The 24,181-nt window shown below is 61.2% G+C and carries 20 protein-coding genes, 1 tRNA gene and 1 riboswitch; of the genes, 5 read left to right on the top strand and 16 right to left on the bottom strand.

Annotation, left to right across the window (positions count from 1 at the left end; all coding sequences use genetic code 11):
- Nucleotides 1-43: 43 nt before the first annotated feature.
- Both F8N96_RS12320 and F8N96_RS12315 read left to right on the top strand, forming a co-directional pair.
- A complete protein-coding gene (locus F8N96_RS12320; protein WP_150798037.1) occupies nucleotides 44-1,273 on the top strand; it encodes an LssY C-terminal domain-containing protein in 1,230 nt (409 codons plus the stop codon).
- Nucleotides 1,260-2,411: a hypothetical protein gene (locus F8N96_RS12315; RefSeq protein WP_224789423.1), complete on the top strand. Its 1,152-nt coding sequence runs from the start codon at nucleotides 1,260-1,262 to the stop codon at nucleotides 2,409-2,411. The genes F8N96_RS12320 and F8N96_RS12315 overlap by 14 nt, the downstream gene beginning before the upstream one ends.
- A 106-nt stretch (nucleotides 2,412-2,517) precedes the next feature.
- Here F8N96_RS12315 and F8N96_RS12310 read toward each other — a convergent pair whose 3' ends face one another.
- From F8N96_RS12310 to F8N96_RS12300, 3 genes are all read right to left on the bottom strand, one after another.
- Nucleotides 2,518-4,062 carry a Fic family protein gene (locus tag F8N96_RS12310; protein ID WP_150798036.1) on the bottom strand — a complete coding sequence of 515 codons (1,545 nt, stop codon included), beginning with the start codon at nucleotides 4,060-4,062 and terminating at the stop codon, nucleotides 2,518-2,520.
- 180 nt (nucleotides 4,063-4,242) lie between these two features.
- The gene (locus tag F8N96_RS12305) at nucleotides 4,243-5,592 is read right to left on the bottom strand and encodes an ATP-binding protein (protein WP_150798035.1); all 1,350 of its coding nucleotides are present in this window, start codon (nucleotides 5,590-5,592) and stop codon (nucleotides 4,243-4,245) included.
- Nucleotides 5,589-6,314, bottom strand: a complete 726-nt coding sequence (locus F8N96_RS12300; protein WP_150798226.1) for a response regulator — start codon at nucleotides 6,312-6,314, stop codon at nucleotides 5,589-5,591. The genes F8N96_RS12305 and F8N96_RS12300 overlap by 4 nt, the downstream gene beginning before the upstream one ends.
- Nucleotides 6,315-6,461: 147 nt before the next feature.
- On the opposite strand from F8N96_RS12300, the gene F8N96_RS12295 reads away from it, so the two are divergent.
- Together F8N96_RS12295 and F8N96_RS12290 are read left to right on the top strand one after the other, a co-directional pair.
- Nucleotides 6,462-6,773 (top strand): hypothetical protein, encoded by a 312-nt coding sequence (locus F8N96_RS12295; protein WP_150798034.1) that lies wholly within the window; start codon nucleotides 6,462-6,464, stop codon nucleotides 6,771-6,773.
- Between the two features lie 38 nt (nucleotides 6,774-6,811).
- Entirely contained in the window at nucleotides 6,812-7,480 is a 669-nt protein-coding gene (locus F8N96_RS12290; RefSeq protein ID WP_191635346.1) for a DUF3313 domain-containing protein, read from the top strand.
- Nucleotides 7,481-7,729: 249 nt separating this feature from the next.
- On the opposite strand, the gene F8N96_RS12285 is transcribed toward F8N96_RS12290, so the two are convergent.
- The 12 genes from F8N96_RS12285 to F8N96_RS12230 form a co-directional block, all read right to left on the bottom strand.
- Nucleotides 7,730-7,803, bottom strand: a tRNA-Gly gene (locus F8N96_RS12285).
- Nucleotides 7,804-7,984: 181 nt separating this feature from the next.
- Entirely contained in the window at nucleotides 7,985-8,869 is an 885-nt protein-coding gene (locus F8N96_RS12280) for an alpha/beta fold hydrolase (RefSeq protein ID WP_150798033.1), read from the bottom strand.
- A 312-nt stretch (nucleotides 8,870-9,181) separates the two neighbouring features.
- On the bottom strand, nucleotides 9,182-9,874 hold the full coding sequence (locus F8N96_RS12275; RefSeq protein WP_150798032.1) for a pseudouridine synthase: 693 nt from the start codon (nucleotides 9,872-9,874) through the stop codon (nucleotides 9,182-9,184).
- Between the two features lie 59 nt (nucleotides 9,875-9,933).
- A complete protein-coding gene (locus tag F8N96_RS12270; protein ID WP_064679277.1) occupies nucleotides 9,934-10,128 on the bottom strand; it encodes a cysteine-rich CWC family protein in 195 nt (64 codons plus the stop codon).
- Between the two features lie 6 nt (nucleotides 10,129-10,134).
- A complete protein-coding gene (locus F8N96_RS12265; protein ID WP_150798031.1) occupies nucleotides 10,135-11,622 on the bottom strand; it encodes a sensor domain-containing diguanylate cyclase in 1,488 nt (495 codons plus the stop codon).
- A 301-nt stretch (nucleotides 11,623-11,923) separates the two neighbouring features.
- Nucleotides 11,924-13,702 (bottom strand): allophanate hydrolase, encoded by a 1,779-nt coding sequence (atzF, locus tag F8N96_RS12260; RefSeq protein ID WP_150798030.1) that lies wholly within the window; start codon nucleotides 13,700-13,702, stop codon nucleotides 11,924-11,926.
- A gap of 26 nt (nucleotides 13,703-13,728) precedes the next feature.
- The gene (uca, locus tag F8N96_RS12255; RefSeq protein ID WP_150798029.1) at nucleotides 13,729-17,361 is read right to left on the bottom strand and encodes an urea carboxylase; all 3,633 of its coding nucleotides are present in this window, start codon (nucleotides 17,359-17,361) and stop codon (nucleotides 13,729-13,731) included.
- Between the two features lie 302 nt (nucleotides 17,362-17,663).
- Nucleotides 17,664-18,329, bottom strand: coding sequence for an urea amidolyase associated protein UAAP2 (locus F8N96_RS12250; protein WP_150798028.1), 666 nt, complete (start codon nucleotides 18,327-18,329; stop codon nucleotides 17,664-17,666).
- Between the two features lie 11 nt (nucleotides 18,330-18,340).
- A complete protein-coding gene (locus tag F8N96_RS12245) occupies nucleotides 18,341-19,066 on the bottom strand; it encodes an urea amidolyase associated protein UAAP1 (RefSeq protein WP_138968787.1) in 726 nt (241 codons plus the stop codon).
- A gap of 12 nt (nucleotides 19,067-19,078) precedes the next feature.
- Nucleotides 19,079-19,867 (bottom strand): ABC transporter ATP-binding protein, encoded by a 789-nt coding sequence (locus tag F8N96_RS12240; RefSeq protein ID WP_150798027.1) that lies wholly within the window; start codon nucleotides 19,865-19,867, stop codon nucleotides 19,079-19,081.
- A gap of 19 nt (nucleotides 19,868-19,886) precedes the next feature.
- Nucleotides 19,887-20,702 (bottom strand): ABC transporter permease, encoded by an 816-nt coding sequence (locus F8N96_RS12235; RefSeq protein WP_150798026.1) that lies wholly within the window; start codon nucleotides 20,700-20,702, stop codon nucleotides 19,887-19,889.
- A gap of 15 nt (nucleotides 20,703-20,717) precedes the next feature.
- The gene (locus tag F8N96_RS12230; RefSeq protein WP_150798025.1) at nucleotides 20,718-21,785 is read right to left on the bottom strand and encodes a putative urea ABC transporter substrate-binding protein; all 1,068 of its coding nucleotides are present in this window, start codon (nucleotides 21,783-21,785) and stop codon (nucleotides 20,718-20,720) included.
- Between the two features lie 63 nt (nucleotides 21,786-21,848).
- A riboswitch (guanidine-I (ykkC/yxkD leader) is annotated at nucleotides 21,849-21,949 on the bottom strand.
- Nucleotides 21,950-22,374: 425 nt separating this feature from the next.
- Between F8N96_RS12230 and F8N96_RS12220 the strand changes: the two genes are divergently transcribed.
- Nucleotides 22,375-22,848, top strand: a complete 474-nt coding sequence (locus F8N96_RS12220; protein ID WP_150798024.1) for a hypothetical protein — start codon at nucleotides 22,375-22,377, stop codon at nucleotides 22,846-22,848.
- A gap of 116 nt (nucleotides 22,849-22,964) precedes the next feature.
- On the opposite strand, the gene F8N96_RS12215 is transcribed toward F8N96_RS12220, so the two are convergent.
- Nucleotides 22,965-24,068 carry an enoyl-CoA hydratase/isomerase family protein gene (locus F8N96_RS12215; protein ID WP_150798023.1) on the bottom strand — a complete coding sequence of 368 codons (1,104 nt, stop codon included), beginning with the start codon at nucleotides 24,066-24,068 and terminating at the stop codon, nucleotides 22,965-22,967.
- Between the last annotated feature and the right edge of the window lie 113 nt (nucleotides 24,069-24,181).

Below are 24,181 nucleotides of genomic sequence, written 5' to 3'. Positions count from 1 at the left end.
CTTGCCGTGGGCGCCACGCGCCAGGGGGGCTCTGCGGTGTGCAATGCGCGGCTTGTGCACCCTGGGTTGTGCAGCGATTCTGGCGCTCGTCGTTGCTTGTACGACCTGGCAGGCACCCGCCGATTACAGTACTACCGAGTTGCGTGAACGTGCGCAGACGGCCACCAGGCACCAGGTGCGCGTCAGCGCCGCCGTGCTCAGTGCCGAAGACAGGCAGCGCATGCTGGGTGTGGAGTTGGACAAGACACGCGTGCAGCCCGTGTGGGTCGAAGTCCAGAACCAGACTGCCGATCCACTCTTGTTGCTGCAACCGGGCACCGATCCCGACTATTTCTCGCCCCTCGAAGTCGCCTGGTCCATGCACGGGATATTCGCCCCGGCAGCGAACGCGCGCATCAATGCACACCTGGACCAACTGGGGTTCAAGAATCCCGTCCTGCCAGGCGAAACGAAAGCGGGCGTGCTGTTCATCAACCCGGAGCGCGTCACGCGGCTGCTGAATATCGATCTGCTGCAGAGAAAGACGCTGATCCCGTTCTCCCTCTTCTTGCGGGTGCCGGACGATGCCGGGGAAAAATGGTTTGCCGAAGGCTTGTTCCAGCATCAGGGATCCGAGATCAAGGACTATGACGATCTGGCCGCGTTGCGTTCCGCGTTGGAGCGCCTTCCCTGCTGCGCCACTGACGCGAACGGCAGGGTGCCCGGCGATCCGATCAATGCCATTCTCGTCGGCGAGTTCGCCGATATCGCCGCCGCATTTGTGCGTCGCGGCTACCGGCGTGCCGCGAACCCCGCGGATGCGGCTGAACGTGTGTTCGGCCGCATGCCCGATGCCGTGGTTCGCAAGCGATCGCAAGCCGGAGCGCCGGCGACCTGGGTGCGCGTGTGGAATACGCCAATGCGCTTCGAAGGTCACTCGGTCTATCTCGCGCAGGTCGCAAGACCGACCGGCGGACGCTTTGCACCGCGCGATTCGCAAAACCTCGTCTTGCATGAAGATGTCGATGAGGCGAGAAACCTCCTGATCCAGGACATGATGTATTCGGCCGGTCTGGACAAGCTCGGGTTCGTCACCGGCGTCGGTCCCGCGTCCCAGGCACACTCGCGAACGACGTTCAGCGGCGCCCATTACTTCAGCGACGGTCTGCGTGCGGTCATGTTCTTTGCGACGCGGCCGCTCAGCCTGTCGGAGGTGGAGCTGCTCGATTGGGAACCGTATCTGGACCGGCGCGACTCGCCTGCACAAAAGGAGGTCGACGATGCCCGCAAGTGACTTGTTCGGCAGGCCGGATGACTCGGCCGGCCGTTTGTGCAGCACCCACCCATTGTTGTGCAGCGCTGGCATGGCATGGCTGATGATCGCTGGCTGCCATGCGCTCACCGCCTGCACACCCGCGCCGCTGATTGCCTACTCGACGGACACACCGCCGCTGGTGCTGGTCCCTGCGTCGCAGGCCGGCGTGCAGGACCAGCGGGCGCGCTTTCGCGAGATTTTCTGCTCGATCCTCGACACCCGAGCAAGCGTTCTGCCCGATAGCCGCCCTTGCGAGGAGGCACTGACGCGCGTCGGTAGCGAACCGGCTGGCACCGGCAAACCCGTCGATCTCGGTCAATCGAAACGCCGTCTGATCGGCGTTATGGTGGCCGGCGTCGGCTACGAATGCTTCGAGCAATGGCTGCAAGCGCCCGGCAGCGTAGCGGTTCATCTGCGCCAGTTCGGATATGACCTGGTGCAGATCAAGGTCGACGCCTTATCGAGTTCCGCAAACAACGCTCGGCAAATACGCGACGCGATCATGGCGATGCCAGCCGGCGCCGGACCGTCGCGCCTCGTCCTGATCGGCTATTCGAAGGGCGCGCCCGACATTCTCGAAGCGATGGTCGCTTACCCGCAAATCCGCGGCCGCGTGGCGGCAGTGATCAGCGCAGCCGGCTCGGTCGGCGGCTCGGCGCTGGCCAACGATGCCGAGCAGTACCAGGCGGACCTATTGCGGCACTTTCCCGGTGCGACCTGCGATTCGGGCGACGGTGGCGCGATCAACAGCCTTCGACCGGCAACGCGCAAGAACTGGCTGGCGCAGAACCGGCTGCCGTCCGAACTGAACTACTATTCGCTCGTGACCTTCCCGCAGCCGGATCACATCTCGGCCGTGCTGAAATCGAGTTACAACAAGCTGGCGCGCATCGATGCCCGCAACGACAGCCAAGTGATCTTCTACGATCAGGTAGTGCCCGGCAGCCGCCTGATGGGCTATATCAACGCCGATCATTGGGCACTGGCAGTGCCGATCGCCCGATCGCATTCGACCCTCGGTTCACTATTGGTGACACAGAATGCCTACCCGCGCGAGGCGCTGGCGGAGGCAATGCTGCGCTTCGTCGAAGAGGATCTGGCGGCATCTTCGCGCTGATCCGCTCCCGCACGTATCGGCAGATGGAAGCGTCAGGTTCTTCGCTTCGCCGAGAGCGCGGGCAGGGCGGGGGGCTCGAGAGCACTTTATCCGGATTCGCCGAAAATCACTCTTCCCCAGCCCCTATCTCCCGATCCTCGAACGCGGAACGCACGGCCTCCACGACGCGTTTCGCCATGGCCTCATCTTCAAACTGCGGATACCCTTTTTTTAGCTTGCCGGACACCGTCCAGCCGTTCTCCTTGATGGACCGTATGATGCGGTTCGCATCCTGGTCTGGCATTTCCAGTACCTCTTTTAGCTGCTCCTGAGCTCGCTGAAAGATCACCAGTACTCGGGCTTCATCCGCCATTTCCTTTCGAATCGTGTGCTCGACGACGCGTGCGGTGTACAGGACGTGTTCGGTCAGATCGGGATACCGCCAGGCAAAGCAGGCGTCCTTGTATTCATCGAAGATGAAGTTGCTGGGGGTACCGTCCTCGTAGGTCACGAGCTCGCCGAACCGATAGTCCGTCGCGTAACGTCGCATGAACGGTCGCGAGAACACTTCGAGTGTACGATCGTAGCCGGCCCTGAAGTCGATCGAACTGGTGATGGTGGCTGATACGGGCAGTATCACGCCGTCGGGCACGGCCTTATCCCGAATCAAGGTGTCGTTGATCAGGAAGCGATGAATCCGGCCATTGCCATCGCGCATGGGATGGATATACACAAAGCCAAATGCCAACACAGCGGCACGTGCCAGTGATTCCGTACCACGTGTTGCGACTTCAAACTCGTTGAGTCCTGCCAATAGCTGCGCGAGATCTGCGAAATGGGGGGCAATGTAATGCACGATGTCCTCGCGCATTGTGGCCTGACCCACAAACACAGGAGAGCGGCGCAAGCCCAGTCCGATGGCATCACTCCCCAGAATGCCGGCTTGCAGGGATTGCAGGCTGTCGTTGCTCAACGGGTTTTTGATATGACCGCAGTGCTGGGCAATGACATGGGCAAACCGCTGGATGCGATCGGCCTGGTCGGCTTCCTTTTCGATGAGAAAGCTCGCGCGCGATTCCTTGAATGTCAGCCAACTGGCCGTACGCATCAGGATGTCGGGGCCATAGGCGTGATCCAATTCTTCTAATGCCGCGCGCAAATCGAATTTCAGAGCTTCCTGTACTGACGGGGTACGACGAACCAAGGGGCAGAAGTCAGCCGTCCCCGGCAGATTGTTATTGACGCGCCAGCGCCGCGTTCGCAGTGCCTCGCGACGCGTCAGGTAATCTTGTGGCGAAACTGCATCAACATAGCGGCCATTGGTCACGTCAGGCACATCCAGGCGTTCCCCTGTCAGCCATTCGTAGAGAAATCCTGTGCGACGGGAATACTGGCCGAAAGGCTCCCGTCGACACCAGTCTTCGATAGGCTGCGAGCCTATGGCCGCAAACAGGCGAGCGAAAAACTCGAGATGAATCTCTTCGTATTTGAGGCCGAATTCAAAATGTCCTGCGAAATCGTCCGCGGGCCGGTATCTTTGTGGATAACGGTTTTCCACACTCCCGCCACTTTCGCGGCTGACACGGACTGTTCCAATCATCGAGTCGATGCGCAGAGGCTGTGCCAGTTCAATGCCGTGACGGCAGGCGAGGGTCTTGAAACCGACTTGCATTGACGAAATCCTTTATTGGGGCAAGAAAAACGTTACCAGAACGTCGATCTTATGCGAAAACGTTAATTTTCGTAGGCGGTAAAATGTTAATGCTGGTTGAAATTTGATACTGGAAAGGTGATTTAGAAGAAAAACGCTAACAGACTTCAGCGTAGTTGCTACCGCCCAGGGGCCCCCTGACTATTTGAACAGACCATGATCGTGACGGGGTAACTCAACCCGCGCCACCAACCCTGCATCGCTGCGATTGCTCAAGGTGAGTTCCCCGCCCTGTTCTCGAACGATCGCTCGCGCAGCCGAGAGCCCAAGCCCGACCCCGCCGGTGTCACGGTTGCGCGAGGTCTCGAGTCGAAAGAACGGATCGAATACCCGTTGCAGCGCCGCTTCGGGAATACCTGGCCCGTCGTCGCTGACCTCGATGCGGATCGAATGGTCGTCACAACTCAGCGCTGTGCGTGGGTTCTGCCCATACTTCACGGCGTTTTCCAGCAGGTTGACGATCACACGCTTGATGCCCAGTGGTCGGCCGTCATACACCAGGTGCGCGGGGCCGGTGAAGTCGATGGAGATGTCCTGGTCGCGGTAGTCATCGATGATGGTTTGTAGCAACTCCGACAGATCGAACGCGGTGGATTGCTCCAGATGAGTGTCTTCGCGAAAAAAAGCCAGAGCGGAGTTGATCATCGATTGCATCTCTTCGACATCGCGAATCATTTTGCGCTGAAGGTCCAGATCTTCCATGAATTCGCTGCGCAACCGCATCCGTGTCAGGGGGGCGCGCAAGTCATGGGAAATGGCCGCAAGCATGTGCGTGCGTTCACCGATGAAATGCTGAATCTGCGCCTGCATGGTGTTGAAGGCGATGATTGCTTGACGTATCTCCTGGGGGCCTTCGATTTCAATTGGCGGTGCACTCAGGTCCCCGCCGAAGCGCCTCGCGGCGCTGGCGAAGCGCTGTAATGGATTGGCCAGTTGGCGCGTGGCAATCCAGGCGACCATCAAGGTTGCGACCAGTCCCAGCGCGATGATCACCGCGATCCGCACGCTTGCGTCCAGGCCCCAGCTTCGTTCGGGGGGCGTGAATGACAACCAGCTGCCATCGACGAGATGCACGAGTGCAACATAACGCGCCTCGGGACTGTCATCCGGCCAGTCGCCGGGATGTAACACTTCGATCTCTCGGTCATCACCCAGTAATTGCTGCAACACCGGCACCTTGCCGGTTTCGACCTGTGCACCGCTCGCGGGCAGACTGAAGTTGACTCGATGGGCTCTCCACGACACTTCGAGCATGGGATTGCTGGCTGCGACCGCCAGCTGCGGGCGCAACTGAGCAGGCGCAGCCTCGATCACTCGCGTGGTCATGGCGATCTGCTCTAGCAGGCCAGTACGCTCGATAGGCGGACGGGCCCAGATGCCCGCGACCTGAACGAACAGGGCATTGAGGGTCAGCGAGGCCAGCATCGCCGCGAAGATGGTCAGGGCAATCCGGCGGCTGAGGGTGTCGCGGCGCAAGATCCGGCAGATCACAAACGGGTGACCTTGGCGGTGAACATATAGCCTCCATTGCGTACGGTACGGATCAGGTCCGGGCGCTTGCTGTCGGGTTCGATCTTGCGCCGCAACCGGCTGACCTGCACATCGATGCTGCGATCGAAGGCCTCGTGGCCCTGGCCGTGCGTCAGGTCGATCAGTTGCTCACGCGTGAGGATGCGCTGGGGATGCTCAAGGAAGACCACGAGCAAGTCGAACTCTCCACCGGACAGCGGAATCATCACGTTCTCGGGCGAGCGCAGCTCGCGGCAGGTGATATCCAGGTGCCAACCTGCGAAGCCGATGACCGGTCGCAGCTGCTCGCCGCCGCGACTTTCTTGTTCACCTGCGCGACGTTGCACGGCGCGTACGCGGGCGAGCAATTCCTGGGGGGCGAAGGGCTTGGTCAGATAGTCGTCCGCACCCAGTTCCAGGCCGACAATGCGATCGCTCAGCTCGGCCATGGCCGTCAGCATGATGATCGGGATCCCCGTCTGGGCTCGCACTTTCTGGCACAGGCTCAGGCCACTTTCGCCGGGCAGCATCAGGTCGAGGATGATGGTGTTCGGTCGACTCTGAGCTATCGCCGCCCACATGGCCTCGCCATCAGGAGCCACCTCCACCTCATAGGAATGCTGAACGAAGAACTTTTTCAGCAAGGACAGAATTTCCACGTCGTCGTCGACGATCAGCAGTCTGCTCACGGCTACAGGACCCATGGACCAAAAAGAAGGCATCTAAAACCATTTCGATGTCCGGGTCATTTATTTCAATCGCGCAACATTTCTTCCCTGCGGACATTAGTCGGACATCGTCCGGCAAAAAACCTCGTGCACCCTGCGCGGATTCCATTCCAGGGGGCTTTCATGAAGGTTTTGAGCAACAGGTATACCACCGAGGGAGACGACACCGTACGTCCCTTGATCCTGACCCAGCGCACCACGGCACCGGGGCACGATACGCCGATCCTTTTCCAGGAGACGTGCCTGGGGATGGCAAACGACCGGAGTCAGATCGTCATGCGCCGCTACTTCGAACATTACAGCCCGTCCTGCGCCCATTGGGTGGAATACATCCACTCGATTCCGACTGCCGAATTCATCCACTGGATCATGACTCATGGCCAGTTGCGCATCGAGTGCTCGGAAAATACCCCGCGGACCCACGTCCACGCCTGAAACGCGCGGGCCATAGAGCAGAACAAGGACTCGCACTGATGAGAAGCCATTTTTCACTATCGCTGTTGTTAGCAGCCACCCTGAGCCTGTCGGCATGCAGTAGCAAAAAAGTCGCACCCGAGATGTATACGGGGTTTCTACACGACTACAGCGTGCTGACGGAGCGGCAGGCGCCTTCAGGTCAGAGCGTCCTGAGCTGGGTCAGTCCTGCAGTGACGAGTGGCCGTTACAAGCAAGTCTATCTGGAGCCCAGTCAGTTTTACCCGAGGTCTGAGCCGACTGAACGGATTCCACAAAGTACCTTCTCCAACGTGACCGAATATTACGATAAAGCCCTCAGGCGCGAACTGGGAAAGGTGGTGCCCCTGGTTTCGGAACCTGGTCCGAACACGCTGATTGTGAAGCCTGCCATTACCCGGATCGCAACCAGTACCCAGGGCCTGCGGTTTTATGAATGGCTACCGGTCACGTTGGTTGCGGCCGGTGTGAGCACCGCTGCCGGTATCCGCGACCAAGACAGTGAAATCGCTACCGAAGTGCAATTCGAGGATGGTGCAACCGGAGTTGTCGTTGCCGAAGTTGTCCGCAAGGGCACGGGAGTGCCACTGGACAACGACACGCAGGTCATGACCGCCAATAACGTCAAGGCGGTGCTCGATGGTTGGGCCAGCGACCTGCGTAAATCGTACGTTGTTATCCGTAAGTAATACTGATGGGATGGTGGCGTTTGGAGGACGAGCGACGTAAGCGGGTTACCGAAATAGGGCGATCAGCAAAAAACCAACCGTCTTGACCTTTTTCCGATAGGGCAATATGAAAAGCCTGAAGCACCTAGGGGATGGGTGCTGGCGAAGGTCCATCTATTTGTTTGTGCATGCAAATGCACAAACGGACCCCAAAACGTCCCCCAACTGATTGCAGTCATGTACATGCACCGCTGGAGGCCTTGAAAATAGTGGAGCGGGTGAAGGGAATCGAACCCTCGTTATCAGCTTGGGAAGCTGGAGTAATGCCATTATACGACACCCGCTCAGAGCGGCTGACTTTGTACCAGATGTGCGCGTGAATTTGAAGTTTTTCTTTGTGCGCGTTGCATTTAGCAGCGGATAAAGCAAAAACAGGGACCGTGTGGCGGTCGTTCGCGGGCAAGCCTCGCTCCTACAGGGGGGGGCGTTTAACGTAGGGCGAAGCTTGCTCGCGATGACGCTTTTTCAGATGGACAGTGCATGTTGGTCCTGGACGTAGTGGTACCGCGGTCGGCTCGACTGTGGCGCCGGTTTCAGGAAGCCCAGCAGTGCGTTGCGGCTGTCTCGGCAGGCGGCTTTGTGTTCCATGTCGAGAAAGTGGCCGGTGGCCTGCAGGGTGCTGAAGGTGGCGTCTTGCACGTGGTTGGCGAATAACCGGGCGCCCTCGGCGGCGGTGTATTCGTCCCATTCGCCGTTCATGAACAGCACAGGTACGTTGATCTTTTCAGCCGCTTTGAAAAAGCACTGGCGATCGCTGTGCAGCAGGTCGCTGATGTGGAAGTGCATCTGCCCGTATTCATGCTCGGCCAGGGTGCTGACGTGCCGGTAGTTGAAGCGCTTGAACAGGGTCGGCAGGTGTTTGCCGATGGTGCTGTTCACCAGGTTGCCGACCCGGTCGCCGTCCCGGCTGCCGAGGTAATCGATCCCGCGCTCGAGGTAGTCGAGCATGTGCGAGTTGATCTCCGGCGAGAACGAGCTGATCACGGCTTTTTCGATGCGCCTTGGCCGTTGGGCCAGGGCGACCAGGGTTGCGGCGCCACCCCAGGAAAACGACATCACGTGTTCGGCGGCGAAGTGATCGATCAGCTCCAGGAGGATCTGCCCTTCGATTTCCTTGGTCAGCGATTGCTCATGCAGGTTGTGGGCTTTTGACTTGCCCGCGTAGGGCTGGTCGTAGCAGACCACGTTGAACTGCGGGTGAAGGTTTTTCACGGTTTGTGCAAACGACGCAGTCGTGGCCAGCGAGCCGTTGACCAGGATAATGGTCTTCTCTGCGGCGTCTGCGCGATAGAACTCCGTGTAAACCCGATACTGACCCTGTATATCCAGCACAGCGATTTCTGGCCTCATGTCATCAGACTCCAAGCAAGCGGGTATGCGCGCAACTGAGATTGCACGAGCTTTATGACAGGTAGGCATACGCCTGGAATTCTGGAGCCCATGTCGATCCAATGCAGTCCGGTCGACGGGTATTGTTATTGGCGGGCAGTCTGCCGGGGGACAGCGGAACCTGAGGGTTCTCTACCGGCAAAAAGTTTCTTAGAAGTATGTTGTGACTCGTCGGTCACATTTCGGCCGACGTCCTGATTCAAGCAGGGGTCACGTCTGCGCGCAAGTATCATTCGTAAATTGTTCGACAACTTCTGCTGAGCGGTCGTCTGCTTAGAACAAAAGGATCTCTTCGGTGCACAACGCGCGGTACTCGCCCGGTTTTAGGGCAGTGTCGAGCGCCAGCGGCCCCATGCGTTCGCGGTGCAGGCGCAACACTTTGTTGTCGAAGTGGCCGAACATCCGCTTCACCTGGTGATACCGGCCTTCGACGATGCTCAGACGCGCCGATTTCGGCCCGAGCACCACCAGGTCGGCGGGTTGGGTGACGAGGTCTTCGAACGCGAAGTACAGGCCTTCGGTGAAGGTGATTGCGTAGTCGGGACCGATGTCCTGTTCAGTCTCGACGTAATAGACCTTGGGCAGTTTGGTCTGCGGTTGGGTCAGGCGTCGTGACCAGCTGCCGTCGTTGGTGATCAGCATCAGGCCGGTGGTGTTGTAATCCAGGCGCCCGGCGATGTGCAGCTCGTCCTTGTCCGGTTCATGGATCAGGTCGAGTACGGTCGGGTGTTCCGGGTCGCGGGTGGCGCTGACGCAGCCGGCCGGCTTGTGCAGCATGAAGTAGCGGGCGGGCTTGCCGACTTGCAGTACGTCCTCGTCGACCTCGACGCGACTGAACACCGAGACCTCGGCGTGGGTGTCGCTGACGATGTTGCCGTCGATCCTGACGCGCTTTTCCACCAGCAACAGGCGCACCTGCTGACGGTTGAAGCGGGGCAGGTTGCTGAGGAAACGGTCAACGCGCATGACAGGAGATCGGTGGGGGGAATGGGGTGCGCATCTTACGCGATTGGCCGCGCGGTTGCTTACAACTGCGCCTCGACCTGGGCGCAGCGCGGGCACAGGCAGGATGTGTCGCGCAGTTCCGGCGGCAGTGCTTCGAGCACCGCCGGGTCGATGCTGACGCCGTAGCACCAGCAGGCCCGATCGGCGGTTCGAGGGTCGGCCAGGGTGCAGTCGTTGGAGGCGCCGCAGGCCGGGCAGAATTCTGGCTTGTTCATGTAGGACTATGCATAACTGGAGTGAGGCATTTCCACGCAGGTGCGGTTGCGCCCGGAATGCTTGGCACGATACATCGCTTGGTCGGCCCGGGACAGTAGTGTGTGCAAGGTGTCATCCGCTTGCAGGGTGGTCAGGCCGATACTGACCGTCACTTGCAGTTGCTTGCCATGGTAGGCATAACGCTGCTTTTCGACATGTCGGCGAATTTTCTCTGCGATCATCTTTGCGGTGTCGCCGTCGGTGTCCTTGAGCAGCACGATGAACTCTTCACCGCCCCAGCGGCAGACGATGTCGGAGTGCCGCAGGCAGCTCTCGAGGTCCCGTGCGAAGCCAATCAGCACCTGATCGCCGGCGAGGTGACCGTGGGTGTCGTTCAGCGCCTTGAAGTGGTCCAGGTCCAGCAGCAGCGCGGTCAGCGGCCTTGGCTCGCGCTGGGCTTCGTGCATGGCTTGCGCGGCCAGCAGGTCGAAACCGCGCCGGTTGGGCAGTTCAGTCAGGCTGTCGAGGGTTGCCTGAGTCTGGATTTTGCCCTGATAGCGCTTGATCACCCGGTTGAGCAGGGCCAGCACGATCAGGGTGACGATCAGGCAGATCAGCAGGTTGAGGTACAGCGACTGGCGGATCTCGCTAAGGGCGCCATCTTCGCGCTTGTCGACGAACAGGTACCAGTTCAGCTCCGGAATGAAGCGAACGTTGAGGAAGTGGCCCTGGCCCTGGACAGAATACTCGTAGCTGCCGCTGTGGGGGTTGGGCAGTTGGCTGACCAGGCTTTTCATGCTGTCGAGTTCGCCGAGGGTCTGTCCGACCTGGGCGCCTTGCGGGCCACCTTCGGCACCGGTGAGCACCAGGCGCCCGAAGGTGTCGACGAAATACACGCTGCGCTGGTAGCGCTGCTGGTATTTGTCGATCAGCTTGATCACCGCATCGACCGTCAGGCCGACTCCCGCCGCGCCGATGAAGCGGTTGTCGTAGTCGTAGACCTTGTAGTTGATGAAGAAGGTCAGGTTGTCCTTGTTGGCCAGGTCCGGGTCGACATTGATCTCGTAGGGATCGGCCATGTCGCGTACGCGAAAGTACCAGGCGTCTCGGGGCTCATCGACCTTGACCTGCTTGAGCACGCCTTTGGCGTGGTAGTAGGTCAGCGTGCCGTTGGAGACGAAAAACGCGGTGTAGGCGCCGTAGTGGGTCATGACCTCGTCGAGGTAGCGGGTCATCTGCCCGGAATCGTTTTCGCCGTTGACCACCCAGTCACGCATGAAGGTGTCGCGGGACATCATCGAGGAAATCAGGATCGGTCTGACCAGGTCTTTCTGGATTTCCGAGTAGACCGTGTCCGAGGTCAGCGGCAATTCGGTATTGACGATATTGTCGCGGATCGACGCCCGCGAGGCGTAGTAGCTGAGCAGGGACGTGGCCAGGAACCCCACGCCCAGCACCGCGATCAGCGTGAGCACCAACGAACGTTGCGAATACAGCGGCGAGCGAAGCGGCATGGCGATTCCGTTGCAGTAATCCGATGCCAAGCATTCTAGTTGCAGTGCGGGGAAATAACTGCGGGATTTGTGGGGTGAATCGGTATGGATCACGGACGGTGGCGCCTGGGCTGGCCCCTTCGCTGGCAAGCCAGCTCCTACAGGGTCCTGCGAGATACCTGTAGGAGCTGGCTTGTCGGATCGCCGCACCGCAGCGAAGGGGGCATGCCTGACACACCGCATCGCCTGGTTCGCCAGCAAGCCGGCTTCTACAGGGTTTTGAGTACACCTGTAGGAGCTGGCTTGCCAGCGAATCGTAAGATCAGCGCCGATCTTTCAGATACGCCCGCCACCCGCCCAGATGACTGATATCCACCGCCCCCTCCAACCCATACGCCTCGCAGATAAACCCGCTCTCCCACCGCCCATCCGCCAGCTGCACCTTGCCCAATCCCAGCGGTGCCGGAATCCCGGTCAGGAACGAACCCAGCTCACTGCTCGGCAGTTCCCAGACCTCCACGGCGATTGCGACACCACCTTCCTTCACCCGAACCATCCCCGGGCGCAGGGGTGGGCCGCCGGCCAATGCATACAGCTGGTAGTCAGGTGAGCTGAACGTCGTCTCGATCAACCGCGCCCCGCGCCGCTTCAGTTGCCAGTTCAGCGCCAACCCGTCCAGGTGCGCACCGCACACCACCAACCGCGCACGATCATTGCGCGCGACTGTGGTGGGTGCAGAGCTCGCCAAACCTTGCCGACGTTGCAACGCATCCGCCACACTCAACAAATACTGATCGGTGAACGCCCGGCCAAACAGTGTCACGCCCCACGGCAGGCCGTTGCTCATGAAGCCGGCGGGCACGGCGACGGCGGCGTAATCGAGCAGGTTCATGAAGTTGGTGTAGTAGCCCAGTTCCGAGTTGCGCAGTACCGGTTCTTCCGCCAGCTCCGCCAGTGTCACCGGGCGGCCGATGGTTGGCGTGAGCACGCAATCGAGTCCGTCCAGGGCCTGGTCGCACAGCGCCTTCAAGGCTTGCAGGCGATACTGGGCACGGAAAGTTTGCACGCCACTCACCGCTGGCGCCTTGGCCAGCACCGCGCGAATCACCGGCAGCACGGCTTCGGGATTTTGCTCCATCAACTCGCCGGCGACGCTGTAGCGCTCGGCCACCCAAGGCCCTTCATAGAGCAGTCGCGCCGCTTCCAGGAACGGCGACAAATCCAGCGCCACCGCCTCACCGCCCAACGCGGTGAGCTGATCGACGGCATCGGCGAATAGCGACGGACCTTCAGGGCAACCGAAGAACTCCAGGTCTTGGGTGCGCGGCACGCCGAAACGGAACGGACGCGGTGTACCGAACGCCGAGCCGTCATTCCACAGCGGATTGCCACGACTGTATTCATCCCGAGGATCGAGTTGCGCGGTGAGCGCCAGCAGTTGGCTGGCTTCCCGGGCAGTGGCGGTGAAGGTTGTGACGCAATCGAGCGTGCGGCAGGCCGGCACCACGCCCGCCGTGGAGATCAACCCTTTGGTCGCTTTCAACCCGAGCAGATTATTCAAGGCCGCCGGCACCCGCCCGGAACCTGCCGTGTCCGTGCCCAGCGAAAAGCTCGCGACACCCAACGCCACCGCCAGCGAAGAACCGGCACTGGAACCGCCTGAGGGATAATCCGGCAACACGCTGTTCGGGCACGCGCCATAGGGTGAGCGACTGCCGTTGAGGCCAGTGGCGAACTGATCGAGGTTGGTCTTGCCCAGCGGAATAGCGCCCAGGGCAAGCAGCTGCTCGACGATGGTCGCCGAATACTGCGGCACGTAGGCAAACGCCGGGCACGCCGCCGTGGTCGCAATGCCCGCCAGGTCGATGTTGTCCTTGATCGCGAACGGCACGCCGTACAGCGGCAGGCTGTCCGGGTCGCGACCGTCGAGGGCGGCGAGGTAGGGTTCCAGTTCCTCGACACTGAGCAAGTGGATGAACAGGTGATAGTCCGGGTTCAACGCGGCGGCTTTATCGCGCAGGCTTAACAGCAGTTGCCGGGGTGTGATGCTGCCGTCGCGGTAGGCGCTACGCATGGCGTCGAGTTGCAGATTGATGTTCATGGCGTTTAATCCTTGTTGAATTGGGTTCACTCGAGTTCCAGCACCACGACGCGCTGGCCGGCGCGCACGGGCGACCCCGGCTGCACGCGAATTTCCCGGACCACGCCGGCCATGGGTGCGAGCAGGGGGATTTCCATTTTCATCGACTCCAGTATCACCAGCACATCACCGGCGGCGACCCGGCTGCCGGCCTCTACCTGCACCTGCCAGAGGTTGCCGGCGATGTGGCTGTCGACACTCTGTTGACCATGGGCCAGCGGTGCGTCTGCGGTGGCCTCCGGAGCCGGTTCTTCGCTGTCGAAATGTGCCTGGCCGCTGGCGATCCAGCGCTCGCGCTCGGCGTTGAACGCGCCTTGTTGCTGATCGCGAAACGCGGCAATGGTCTGGGCTTCTTTGTTCAGGAAGGCCTGGTAATCCGCCAGATTCAGCTGACTGTGCTCGATGTTCAAATCGAAACGCCCCAGGGGGAAATCCCGGCGAATGCGCAGCAGCTCATCGGCGCTCACCGGATAAAACCGAATCTGGTCGAAGAAGCGCAGCAGCCACGGTTTGCCATCGAACGCCGCGACCTCACGGTAGCGATTCCACATCTGCAAGGTACGACCGACGAACTGATACCCACCCGGGCCTTCCATGCCGTACACGCACATGTAGGCGCCACCGATGCCCACCGAGTTTTCCGCGGTCCAGGTGCGGGCCGGGTTGTACTTGGTGGTGACCAGCCGATGTCGTGGGTCGAGCGGGGTAGCGACCGGTGCGCCGAGGTAGACGTCCCCCAGGCCCATCACCAGGTAGCTGGCGTCGAACACCGTGCGCTGCACTTCGTCGAGGTTCGGCAGGTCGTTGATGCGACGGATGAACTCCAGATTGCTTGGGCACCAGGGCGCGTCCTTGCGCACGGTGGTCATGTATTTTTCGATCGCCAACTGACACGCCGGATCGTCCCAGGACAGTGGCAGGTGGACGATACGGGAGGGCACTTGCAGGTTCCTGGCGGCACAAACGGCGTCCCATTCGCCGGCGACGATGCCGAGCAGGTCGGTTAGTGGCAGTTGTTCGGGTTGGTAGTGCACTTGCAGTGAGCGGATGCCTGGGGTCAGATCGATCACGCCGTGCAGGTTTTTACTTTCCAGCGCCTGCATCAGGGCGTGGGCGCGGAAGCGCAGGACCAGATCCAGTTCCGGAGCGCCGATTTCCAGCAGCAGGTGGGTGTCGCCGGACAGCCTTGCTACCAGCCGTGTATCCCCCTGACCCAAATCCAACACCACAGGCGACACAACCCCCTGTAGGAGCTGGCTTGCCAGCGAAGGGGCCCTGACAGACACCGCGTCAACTTCTTCGCTGGCAAGCCAGCTCCTACAGGTATTCCATTTCAGGGCGAGGTTGCGGGCGGTCTTCAGGTCGACGGGGAGGAACTGCACCTTGTCGCCCGCCTTGAGCTGGCCCAGCTGCCAAAGATCCGCCTCGATCACTGTCACGGGGCAGACGAACCCACCCAGGCTCGGGCCGTCGGGGCCGAGGATCACCGGCATGTCTCCGGTGAAATCCACCGCGCCGATGGCGTACGGATTGTCATGAATATTCGACGGATGCAAACCCGCCTCACCACCATCGGCGCGGACCCATTCCGGCTTCGGCCCGATCAATCGCACGCCGGTACGGCTGGAGTTGAAATGCACTTCCCACTGGGTGGCGAAGAAGGTGGCGATGTAGTTTTCGGTGAAGTATTCCGGCGCGCCATGGGGGCCGTAGATCACCCGGATGTGTCGCACGGCGGGCAACTCGGTGACCTGCTCGTCAGTCAGTTGTTGCCCGGCGCCAACGTCATTCAAGGCCGGTACATGCAGCACATCCCCGGCGCGCAACGCTCGGCCACCATGCCCACCGAATTGACCCAGGGTGAAGGTGCTTTTGCTGCCGAGATAATCCGGCACTTGCACACCGCCGCGCAGGCACAGATAGCTGCGGGCACCAGCCCCGGCAATGGTGCCGAGGCTTAACGTGGCGCCTGCCGGAATCCGCAACGCCGTATTCATGGCGACGGTTTCACCGTCCAACGTCAGTGGAATCACCGCCCCGGTCACCGCTACCACCGCCTCGCAATTGAAGCGCAGCAACGGGCCGCTCATGGTGATTTCCAGCGCTGCCGCCCCTTCGTCGTTGCCCAGCAACAGGTTGCCCAGGCGCAACGCGCGGCTGTCCATTGGCCCCGACGGCGGCACGCCCACCGCCCAGTAGCCGAGGCGGCCTGGATAGTCCTGAACGCTGGTCTGGGTGCCGGCGCTGAGCACTTCGAAGGTGTTGGCCCGATAGACCAGGCCTTCCAGGCAACGGGTCCACGCCTGGCCGCTGGCGAAGGGGGCGTCGAGCAGAATCTGGCGCAGGTAATCGCGGTTGGTCTCCACCCCGTAGAGCAGGCTGTCGCCCAAGGCCCGGTGCAGATCGGCGCGGGCCTGTTCGCGGCTCGGCGCCCAACTGATGACCTTGGCGATCATCGGATCGAAGTAGGGCGGGATCTCGCAACCGGCCTCGACCCAGGTGTCGATCCTTAAATGTTTGCCATCGGCGACGGGGAAATCCACGGCCGTGAGCAGGCCGGGGCTCGGTTGAAAATCCCGGCCTGGATCTTCGGCATACAGCCGCGCCTGAATCGCATGACCGCAAGCTTTCAACCCTCGGCTCAACTCGCTCAACGGTGGCAGATCACCGGCCGCCAGTTGCACCATCCAGCGCACCAGGTCCACCCCCCACACTTGCTCGGTGACGCCGTGCTCCACCTGCAAGCGGGTGTTCACTTCCAGAAAGTAGAAGCGTTGGTCTTCACTGTCGAAGACGAATTCCACAGTCCCGGCGCTGCGGTAGTTCACCGCTTGCGCCAGTTTGATCGCCGCCGCGCAAAGCGCTTCGGCCATGCCGTCGGGCAGGTTCGGCGCCGGGGTTTCTTCGAGGACTTTCTGGTTACGGCGTTGTACCGAGCAGTCACGTACGCCGAGGGCAATCACTTCACCGTGGCCGTCGCCGAACACCTGGACTTCCAGATGCCGGGCACGCTGGATGTACTTCTCGATGAACACCCCGGCATCGCTGAAATTGTTCTGGCCGAGGCGTTTGACCGCTTCAAAGGATTCAATCAGTTCCGCCGCGCTGCGGCATACGCGCATGCCAATACCGCCACCACCGGCGGTGCTTTTGAGCATCACCGGGTAGCCGACCTGTTCTCCGGCAATCAGGGCGGCGTCGAGGCTGTCGAGCAGCTCGGTGCCTTCGAGCAGCGGCACCCCGTGTTGCCTGGCCAGGGCACGGGCGGTGTGCTTCAGGCCAAACACGCGCAGTTGTTGCGGCGTCGGGCCGATGAAGGCGATACCGGCCGCTTCGCAGGCTTCGGCGAACGCGGCGTTTTCCGAGAGAAAACCGTAGCCGGGATGAATCGCCGTGGCGCCGGTGGATCTGGCGATGGCGAGCAGCTTGTCGACCATCAGATAGGTGCCGGCCGCGGCGCCGTCACCCAGGCTGTGGGCTTCGTCGGCCTGCAGGATGTGCAGGCTGGCGGCATCGGCTTCGGAGTAGACGGCGACACCCTGGACCTGCAATTGGCGCAGGGTACGCAGGATGCGGCAGGCAATGGCGCCGCGGTTGGCAATCAGGACTTTTTCGAACATGGCAAAACCCCCGGAGGCGATAACGCATCAGCCTCGACCTGGGTTGCGGGCCGTCCCGCAGTTTTTCGATGGGCGCCGGGGTCGTCCCCGGCGGCAGAATCACTAATCTTGAAACCACCGCTGACCTGTAGGAGCTGGCTTGCCAGCGAAGGGGTCGGCACATTAACAGTGATGTCGACTGACACACCGCTATCGCGGGCAAGCCCGCTCCCACAGGGTTCAGTAGTGTTCTTACTGTTTGAGGCACTGCCCGGAACGGGCCTGGCACAAGACAAACAACCACCGCCGCAACCGCGTCAATTTCAGTTCCATACCAACACCTCCGCCGGCGTAGGGTTGTAGGCGTTGCACGGGTTATTCAGTTGCGGACAATTGGAAATCAGCACGATCACGTCCATCTCCGCCCGCAGCTCAACGTATTTACCCGGTGCCGAGATCCCGTCTGCAAAGGTCAACCCACCCTCTGCCGTGACCGGCACGTTCATGAAAAAGTTGATGTTCGGTCCGATGTCGCCCTTACCCAGTCGCCCGTCGTGGACGCAGGCACGCAGGTAGTTGTCGCGACAACTGTGCATGTAGCGTTTTTCCAGCGCGTAACGCACGGTGTTGCTCTCCTGGGCGCAGGCACCGCCGAGGGTGTCATGCCGGCCACAGGTGTCGGCGACAATGGTCAGCATCGGGTGGCCGAGGTTGGAATAGAGCACGCTGCCGGTGCTTAGATAGACGCTGTTCTGCCGGCGCAAGGTGCGTTGCACGTCGTAGCGTTCCTTGGGGTTGGCGACGCTGTAGAACAGGGTGTCGATCGCCTGGTTGCCCTCCAGGTCGAGGATGCGCAAGGTCTGGCCGGCCTTGACCTCCAGCAGCCAGGGTTCGCCGGCGGGGATGGTGGCGCGGTAGACCGCGGTGTCTGGCTGCCTGTTTGCGGCAGTGTCATCAGAAGCGGCAGCGGTAGCGATGGCGAGTGACATGGCAGCGATCCTCAGGCGAACAGGCGGTCGGTGTTGATGAAGCCGCGCTCGTTTTCCGGGCGCGAGGTGCGGCAGTGTTCGGCGACGCTGGCGTCGGCGTTCATCCAGCTGAGCTTCAGGGGTTGGGGGGCGTATTGCGGCGACGGGTCCATCGGGTGCTGCAGGGCGGTGAGCACCACCAGCGTGTCCATTGGCGCATACAACTCGATGTAATCGCCGGCCCTGGAGTTGCCTTCGACGAAGTGAAAACGTCCGGCTTCATCGACGTTCACCCGGCTGAACAAATTGAGCGTCATCAGCAGATCGGACAGGCCCAGCCCCCACTTGCCCAGTTCCACCAGCAGGTTGTCGGTGCCGTTGCGGAAGAAACCGTTGCGCAGTTCCTGATAGCGGCCCTGACCGTATTTTTGCGCGACCTCTTCAGCGCACAGCACGCCGCCGAGGCTGTCGCTCCAGCCGCAAGTGTCGGCGGTGATGGCAGCCAACACCCGGCCCATGTCCGAGTACAGGCAATGGCCCGTGGTGAGCTTGGCGGTGTGCTGGCATTTGAGGCTGTCGGGCAGGTTCAGGCGCTCGGTTTTTTCGTTGGCGTTGAGCAGCGTCAGGCTGACGTTGGCGCCACCGCGCAGGTCGGTCAGGCGCAACAGTTGCCCGCGTTTCAACACGAAGGAACGATGGCCGCCGCCGGGGAGCATTTCTTCGGCGAAGGGCGGGAACAGTTGAGTCGAATCAGTCATTTCAAAATTCCTCTAAGCGATACGAAGCGTGCCCGCCAGCTGAGCCGGCAGGGCGTCGACGGCCGCGCGATTGGTGCGGCGGTCGCTGTTCAACGGGATGTCGTAGGTGATGCGCGCGCCATAGGCGCCGGGGGCGTGCGGGTCGAGGCGGACCTTGTCGAACACCAGCAGGCGCGTGCCGAGGCTGAAACCTTCGGACAGGTCGTGGGTGACCATGAACACTGTCAGTTGCGTCTCGCGCCACAGCTCCAGCAGCAGGCCGTGCATGTCCTTGCGGATACCTGGATCGAGGGCGCCAAACGGCTCGTCGAGCAGCAGCACCCGGGGTTTCATGATCAGCGCCTGGGCGATGGCTAGCCGTTGCTGCATGCCGCCCGACAACTGCGCCGGGTACTTGTCCCGCGAATGGCCGAGGCCGACCTTGTGCAGCAGCACCGAGGCCTGTTCTCGTGCGTCTTTTTTAGCGCTGCCGAATAACCGTCCGAGCCATGGCGAGCGCGGCAGTTCCAGGCCGAGGGCGACGTTGTCCAGCACGCTCAGGTGCGGGAACACCGAATAGCGCTGGAAGACCACGCCACGGCTGGCATCCGGCTCGCCGGCCAGGGCCTGGCCATCGAGCAGAATCTCGCCGCGACTGGCGCGTTCCTGGCCCAGCAGCAGGCGCAGGAAGGTTGATTTGCCGCAACCGGAAGCGCCGACCAGCGTGCAGAACTCGCCCTCGTTGACGTTCAGGTTGAGCCCTTCGAGCACCACCTGATCGGCGTATTGCTGCCAGACGTTTTTTACCGTGATAAAACTCATGCCCGCGCTCCTTCATCACTCATTTAGGGGCACCTTCGTACCAGGGGAAGGCCCGTCGGGTCAGGCACTTGAGGCCCCAATCCATCAGCCAGGCGAGCAGGGTGATCCACACCACGTAGGGCAAAATCACGTCCATCGCCAGGTACCGGCGCACCAGGAAAATCCGGTAGCCAAGGCCGTCGGTGGAGGCGATGGCTTCGGCGGCAATCAGGAACAACCAGGCCGAGCCGAGCATGAGTCGTAGGGAAATCAACAGGCGCGGCAACAATTGCGGCAGCACCACCCTCAGCATCAAGGTCCAGGTCGAAGCCCCGAGCGTCTGGGCCTTGATCAGCAACTCGACCGGAATCTCCCGGGCGCGCTGTTCCAGATCCCGCGCCAGGCACGGGGTGATGCCGATCACGATCAGCATCACTTTCGACAACTCCCCCAGTCCGAACACGATGAACAGAATCGGCAGGATCGCCAGCGGCGGCACCATCGACAGCACCGTCAACAACGGCGACAACGGCGCGCCGAACAGCGGCAGGGTCCCGGCGGCGATGCCCAGGCACAGCCCGGCCAACGCGCTGATGCCCAGGCCGATGGCCAGCCGGCGCAGGCTGGAAGCAGTGTCTTGCCAGAGCAGGTAGTCACCGGTGCGGGTATCGGCGGTGAACGCCAGGCGTTTCACTGCGTCGCTCATCTGCACCGCGCTGGGCAGCAGCTTGTCGTTGGGGTTGTCCGTCAGCCGCTCGGCCGAACCCATGAAGTAGGCGAACAGCACCAGGGCGAACGGCAGGATCACCAACAGCAGGCGACTCGGACGATCCGGGTGGCGATTGATCAGGCGCATGGCCAGTCCTCCTGTTTACAGCTTGGCGTCGGCAGCCATCTGCACGAAGGTCGGGTCGAAGCGCAGCTTGAGGTTGCCCTTGTCGCCGCTGGTGACGCCGTTGGCGAAGGCCATGCCGACGGCGCTGGTGTCCTTGGCGCCTTCACCCAGCAAACCGTGCTGGAACGAGAATTCGGCGACCTTGCGCATGGTCTCCGGCAGTTGCTTGCTGGTGGCAAACACCAGGGCTTCTTTGGGCGTGGCGAACAATCTGGTGGTGTCCAGTTGCGCCTGGAAGCCGGGCAGGTCGGTGCCTGATGCTTTGGCCATGTGTTCGAGGGCGGCTTTGCCGGCGGCGTTTTTCGCGTTCATCAACTCGACCACTTCGAACCAGGCGCCGGTCAGGGCTTTGCCCAGGGCCGGGTTGTCTTTGAGGGTGGCGCTGTTGACCACCATCATGTCCATGATTTCGCCGGGGATCTGGCTGGAGTTGAAGACTTCGGTCACGCCGGGCCTGGCCTTGATGTCCGACAGCATCGGGTTCCAGGTGGTGACGGCGTTGACTTGATCGGTGTTGAAGGCGGCCGAGATGTCGGCGTCGGAGGTGTTGACCACTTTCAGGTCTTTCTCGGTGAGGTCCACCGAATCCAGGGCCCGGGCCAGCAGGTAATGGGACACCGACAACTCCACCAGATTGACGTCCATGCCCTTGAGGTCGCCGACTTTCTTGCCGTCGCCCTTGAGCACGATGCCGTCGTTGCCATTGGAAAAGTCGCTGACGATCAGTGCGGTGCTGTCGACGCCACCGGCCGCCGGAATGGTCAGTGCGTCCATGTTGGTCATGGTGCAACCGTCGAACTGGCCAGCGGTGTATTGGTTGATGGATTCGACGTAATCGTTGAGCTGCACCACATCGATCTGGATGCCGTACTTTTTCGCCCATTTGTCGACGATGCCCTGGCTGCCGGCGTATTCCCAGGGCATCCAACCGGCGTAGATGGTCCAGCAGACGCTGAAGTGATCTTTCTGGGCGGCCTGGGACGAGACGCTCATGAAGGCTGCGAAGGCAGCGGCGAGCAGGGCGGGTAATCGAAGTCGGGACATGGGATGGTTCTCCAGTTGATCAGGGGCGGGCAGGAGTCAACGCGGCACCGCGAACGGTGGCTTGTCTCCCGGGCTTTTGTCCCGCCGTGTAACCTCAACTGGAGGTCGCCAACTCTCGGACCAGCCACTCGCCTTAGCGAGCCGGAACCCTAGTCAGCCATTGCAAATTGTGGTGCCGCGAACCTGTGATGACTCCTGCACGCCTTTGCTAAAGCGAGAGCCGTGCCAAGTTCGCGGGAGCGCTCTAGGTCGCAGGAAACAGCTGCAGTCGTTGCAGGAAAGGGTAAAGGATTGCCTTGTGATGGTGCGTGAGTGCACTGCAATGGACCGGATTGGCCACTTATCTGAGCTATCGCTATTGGTACTTTGGCGGCCATGGTCCGGATTATTACCGGGGGTGGAGATCACCCCTGGCACCATTGATCTGCAGGTGAATGATGAAAAACCTTTCATCGGGCACTTGTTTCAATGTGTTTCACAAACGCACCAGATTTCGAATTCGATGTCTGATCTTTCGACAGTCACCGAATAATTGACTGTCGCCTGCCAGCGTCGCTGGTGTGGCTCACTCGCGGTCCAGGAGGCCGCCATGCTCTGTCGAAAACAGCTCCGCCAGATTCTGCTGATTGCTCTTTCGGGATTGTCTCTTGGTGCGTGCGTGCCCTATTCCGATGGAGGAGCCAGCTACTACCGGTCCGAGGTCTACACATCCCCTGCGCCGTATTACTCCGGTGGCGGGCCTTACTACTCCAACGGGGGTTATTACACGGCGCCGCGCCGCTATTATTCGCCGCCTGCACGGTATTACCAGCCAACGCCGCGGTATTACCACCAGCCGCGGGTTTATCAACCGGCACCGCGTTATTACCAGTCAGCGCCGCGAGCCGACTACCGGGCTCATCAGGGTCGCAGTTGGGATGGACACAGTCGGGGCGGTTGGGACAGCCGTAACCGCGGCGGTCGGGACAACGACAATCGCAGCCGTGGCGGGCGCGACAACCGAGGCGGACGAGGCGACCACGTCGGCCGCGGCGATCACGGTGACCGGGGTGGCCACCGTTAACGACGAATACCTGTGAATACCTGTAGGAGCGAGCTTGCTCGCGATGGACGTTAACGATAACGCATTTTTTCTGGTTAGACGCGCTGCCCTTGAGTCCATCGCGAGCAAGCTTGCTCCTACAAATCCGCCAGCGGATGCCGACCTTCCCAGGCCTTGTGGAAATGGGCATCCACCACCGCATCGGGCACGTTGTTGATGTCCGGCCAGTGCCAGTGCGGTTTCTGATCCTTGTCGATCAACCGTGCCCGCACCCCCTCGCTGAACTCAGGATGACGACAGCAGTTGAGGCTCATGGTGTATTCCATCTGAAAGACTTGAGCCAGGGACATGTGCCGGGCGCGGGCGATCTGCTCCCACACCAGATGAGCGGTCACGGGCGAGCCTTCACACATGGTTTTGGCCGCACGACTGAGCAGCAGGTCGGTGTTGTCGCGCTGCAAGCTGATGGCTTTCCAGGCGCAGCTCACGTCACTGACATCCAACAACTCGTCGATCTGCTGGCGACGCGGCAACCATTGGGCTTCGGGCATCTGCGCGACCGCCTCCTGCTGCAAGGCCTTGAGCAGACTGTTGAGTTGCATGGCCGTCTGTTCCTGCCAATTCAACTGCAGCAAGCCTTGGAGCAGCTCTTCTTGCTGTTCATCGAGCAGGAAACGGTCAGCCAGGTCCAGATCGATCGCATCACGACCGTTCATCTGGGCGCCGGTCAGGCCGAGAAACAAACCGAGTTTTCCGGGCAGCCGCGACAGGAACCAGCTGGCGCCGACATCCGGGTACAGGCCGATACTGATCTCCGGCATTGCCAGGCGGCTGCTCGGCGTGACTATGCGGATACTCGCCCCTTGCAGCAGCCCCATGCCGCCGCCCAGCACGTAACCATGCCCCCAGCAGATCAGCGGTTTGGGGTAAGTGTGCAGCATGTAGTCCAGGGAATATTCCGCGGCAAAGAAGTGCGCAGCCAATGGCGGCACTTCACCCGGGTGAGCGCGACAGGCCTCCACCAGGCTGCGCACTTCGCCACCGGCGCAAAAGGCCTTGGTGCCGTTGCCACGCAATACGACACAGACGATTTGCGGTTCCTTGGCCCAGGCCTCCAGTTGATCGCGCAGGGCGTTTATCATCGGCAGGGACAGGGCGTTGAGGGTCTTTTCGGCATCCAGGCTGGCAACGCCGATGCGTGCGCCGTCGGTGCCGGTGAGTTCTTCGAAGTGCAGATTCATCGTGACCTCGATCGGGAAATTGAGCGTTCAGTATGATCGCTGTTCAGGAAAGTGCCGGATCTGCGTCAGATCAATTGACAAGCATGGTCGGCTTTCCTAGGGTTCGCTCCATT

The organism is Pseudomonas fluorescens (assembly GCF_902497855.1).
Lineage (GTDB): Bacteria > Pseudomonadota > Gammaproteobacteria > Pseudomonadales > Pseudomonadaceae > Aquipseudomonas > Aquipseudomonas fluorescens_BI.
The sequence above is the reverse complement of the archived record's forward strand: the minus strand, read 5'-3'. Positions and strand labels throughout refer to the sequence as shown.

Bases quoted from the DNA above. Each gene is read 5' to 3' on its own strand.
- F8N96_RS12215 (WP_150798023.1), bottom strand. From the start codon at position 24,068: ATGAATCTGCACTTCGAAGAACTCACCGGCACCGACGGCGCACGCATC.
- F8N96_RS12270 (WP_064679277.1), bottom strand. From the start codon at position 10,128: ATGAACAAGCCAGAATTCTGCCCGGCCTGCGGCGCCTCCAACGACTGC.
- F8N96_RS12240 (WP_150798027.1), bottom strand. From the start codon at position 19,867: ATGAGTTTTATCACGGTAAAAAACGTCTGGCAGCAATACGCCGATCAG.
- uca (WP_150798029.1), bottom strand. From the start codon at position 17,361: ATGTTCGAAAAAGTCCTGATTGCCAACCGCGGCGCCATTGCCTGCCGC.
- F8N96_RS12250 (WP_150798028.1), bottom strand. From the start codon at position 18,329: ATGTCACTCGCCATCGCTACCGCTGCCGCTTCTGATGACACTGCCGCA.
- F8N96_RS12220 (WP_150798024.1), top strand. From the start codon at position 22,375: ATGCTCTGTCGAAAACAGCTCCGCCAGATTCTGCTGATTGCTCTTTCG.
- F8N96_RS12310 (WP_150798036.1), bottom strand. From the start codon at position 4,062: ATGCAAGTCGGTTTCAAGACCCTCGCCTGCCGTCACGGCATTGAACTG.
- F8N96_RS12290 (WP_191635346.1), top strand. From the start codon at position 6,812: ATGAGAAGCCATTTTTCACTATCGCTGTTGTTAGCAGCCACCCTGAGC.
- F8N96_RS12295 (WP_150798034.1), top strand. From the start codon at position 6,462: ATGAAGGTTTTGAGCAACAGGTATACCACCGAGGGAGACGACACCGTA.
- F8N96_RS12245 (WP_138968787.1), bottom strand. From the start codon at position 19,066: ATGACTGATTCGACTCAACTGTTCCCGCCCTTCGCCGAAGAAATGCTC.
- F8N96_RS12235 (WP_150798026.1), bottom strand. From the start codon at position 20,702: ATGCGCCTGATCAATCGCCACCCGGATCGTCCGAGTCGCCTGCTGTTG.
- F8N96_RS12265 (WP_150798031.1), bottom strand. From the start codon at position 11,622: ATGCCGCTTCGCTCGCCGCTGTATTCGCAACGTTCGTTGGTGCTCACG.
- F8N96_RS12230 (WP_150798025.1), bottom strand. From the start codon at position 21,785: ATGTCCCGACTTCGATTACCCGCCCTGCTCGCCGCTGCCTTCGCAGCC.
- atzF (WP_150798030.1), bottom strand. From the start codon at position 13,702: ATGAACATCAATCTGCAACTCGACGCCATGCGTAGCGCCTACCGCGAC.
- F8N96_RS12280 (WP_150798033.1), bottom strand. From the start codon at position 8,869: ATGAGGCCAGAAATCGCTGTGCTGGATATACAGGGTCAGTATCGGGTT.
- F8N96_RS12275 (WP_150798032.1), bottom strand. From the start codon at position 9,874: ATGCGCGTTGACCGTTTCCTCAGCAACCTGCCCCGCTTCAACCGTCAG.
- F8N96_RS12320 (WP_150798037.1), top strand. From the start codon at position 44: ATGCGCGGCTTGTGCACCCTGGGTTGTGCAGCGATTCTGGCGCTCGTC.
- F8N96_RS12300 (WP_150798226.1), bottom strand. From the start codon at position 6,314: ATGGGTCCTGTAGCCGTGAGCAGACTGCTGATCGTCGACGACGACGTG.
- F8N96_RS12315 (WP_224789423.1), top strand. From the start codon at position 1,260: ATGCCCGCAAGTGACTTGTTCGGCAGGCCGGATGACTCGGCCGGCCGT.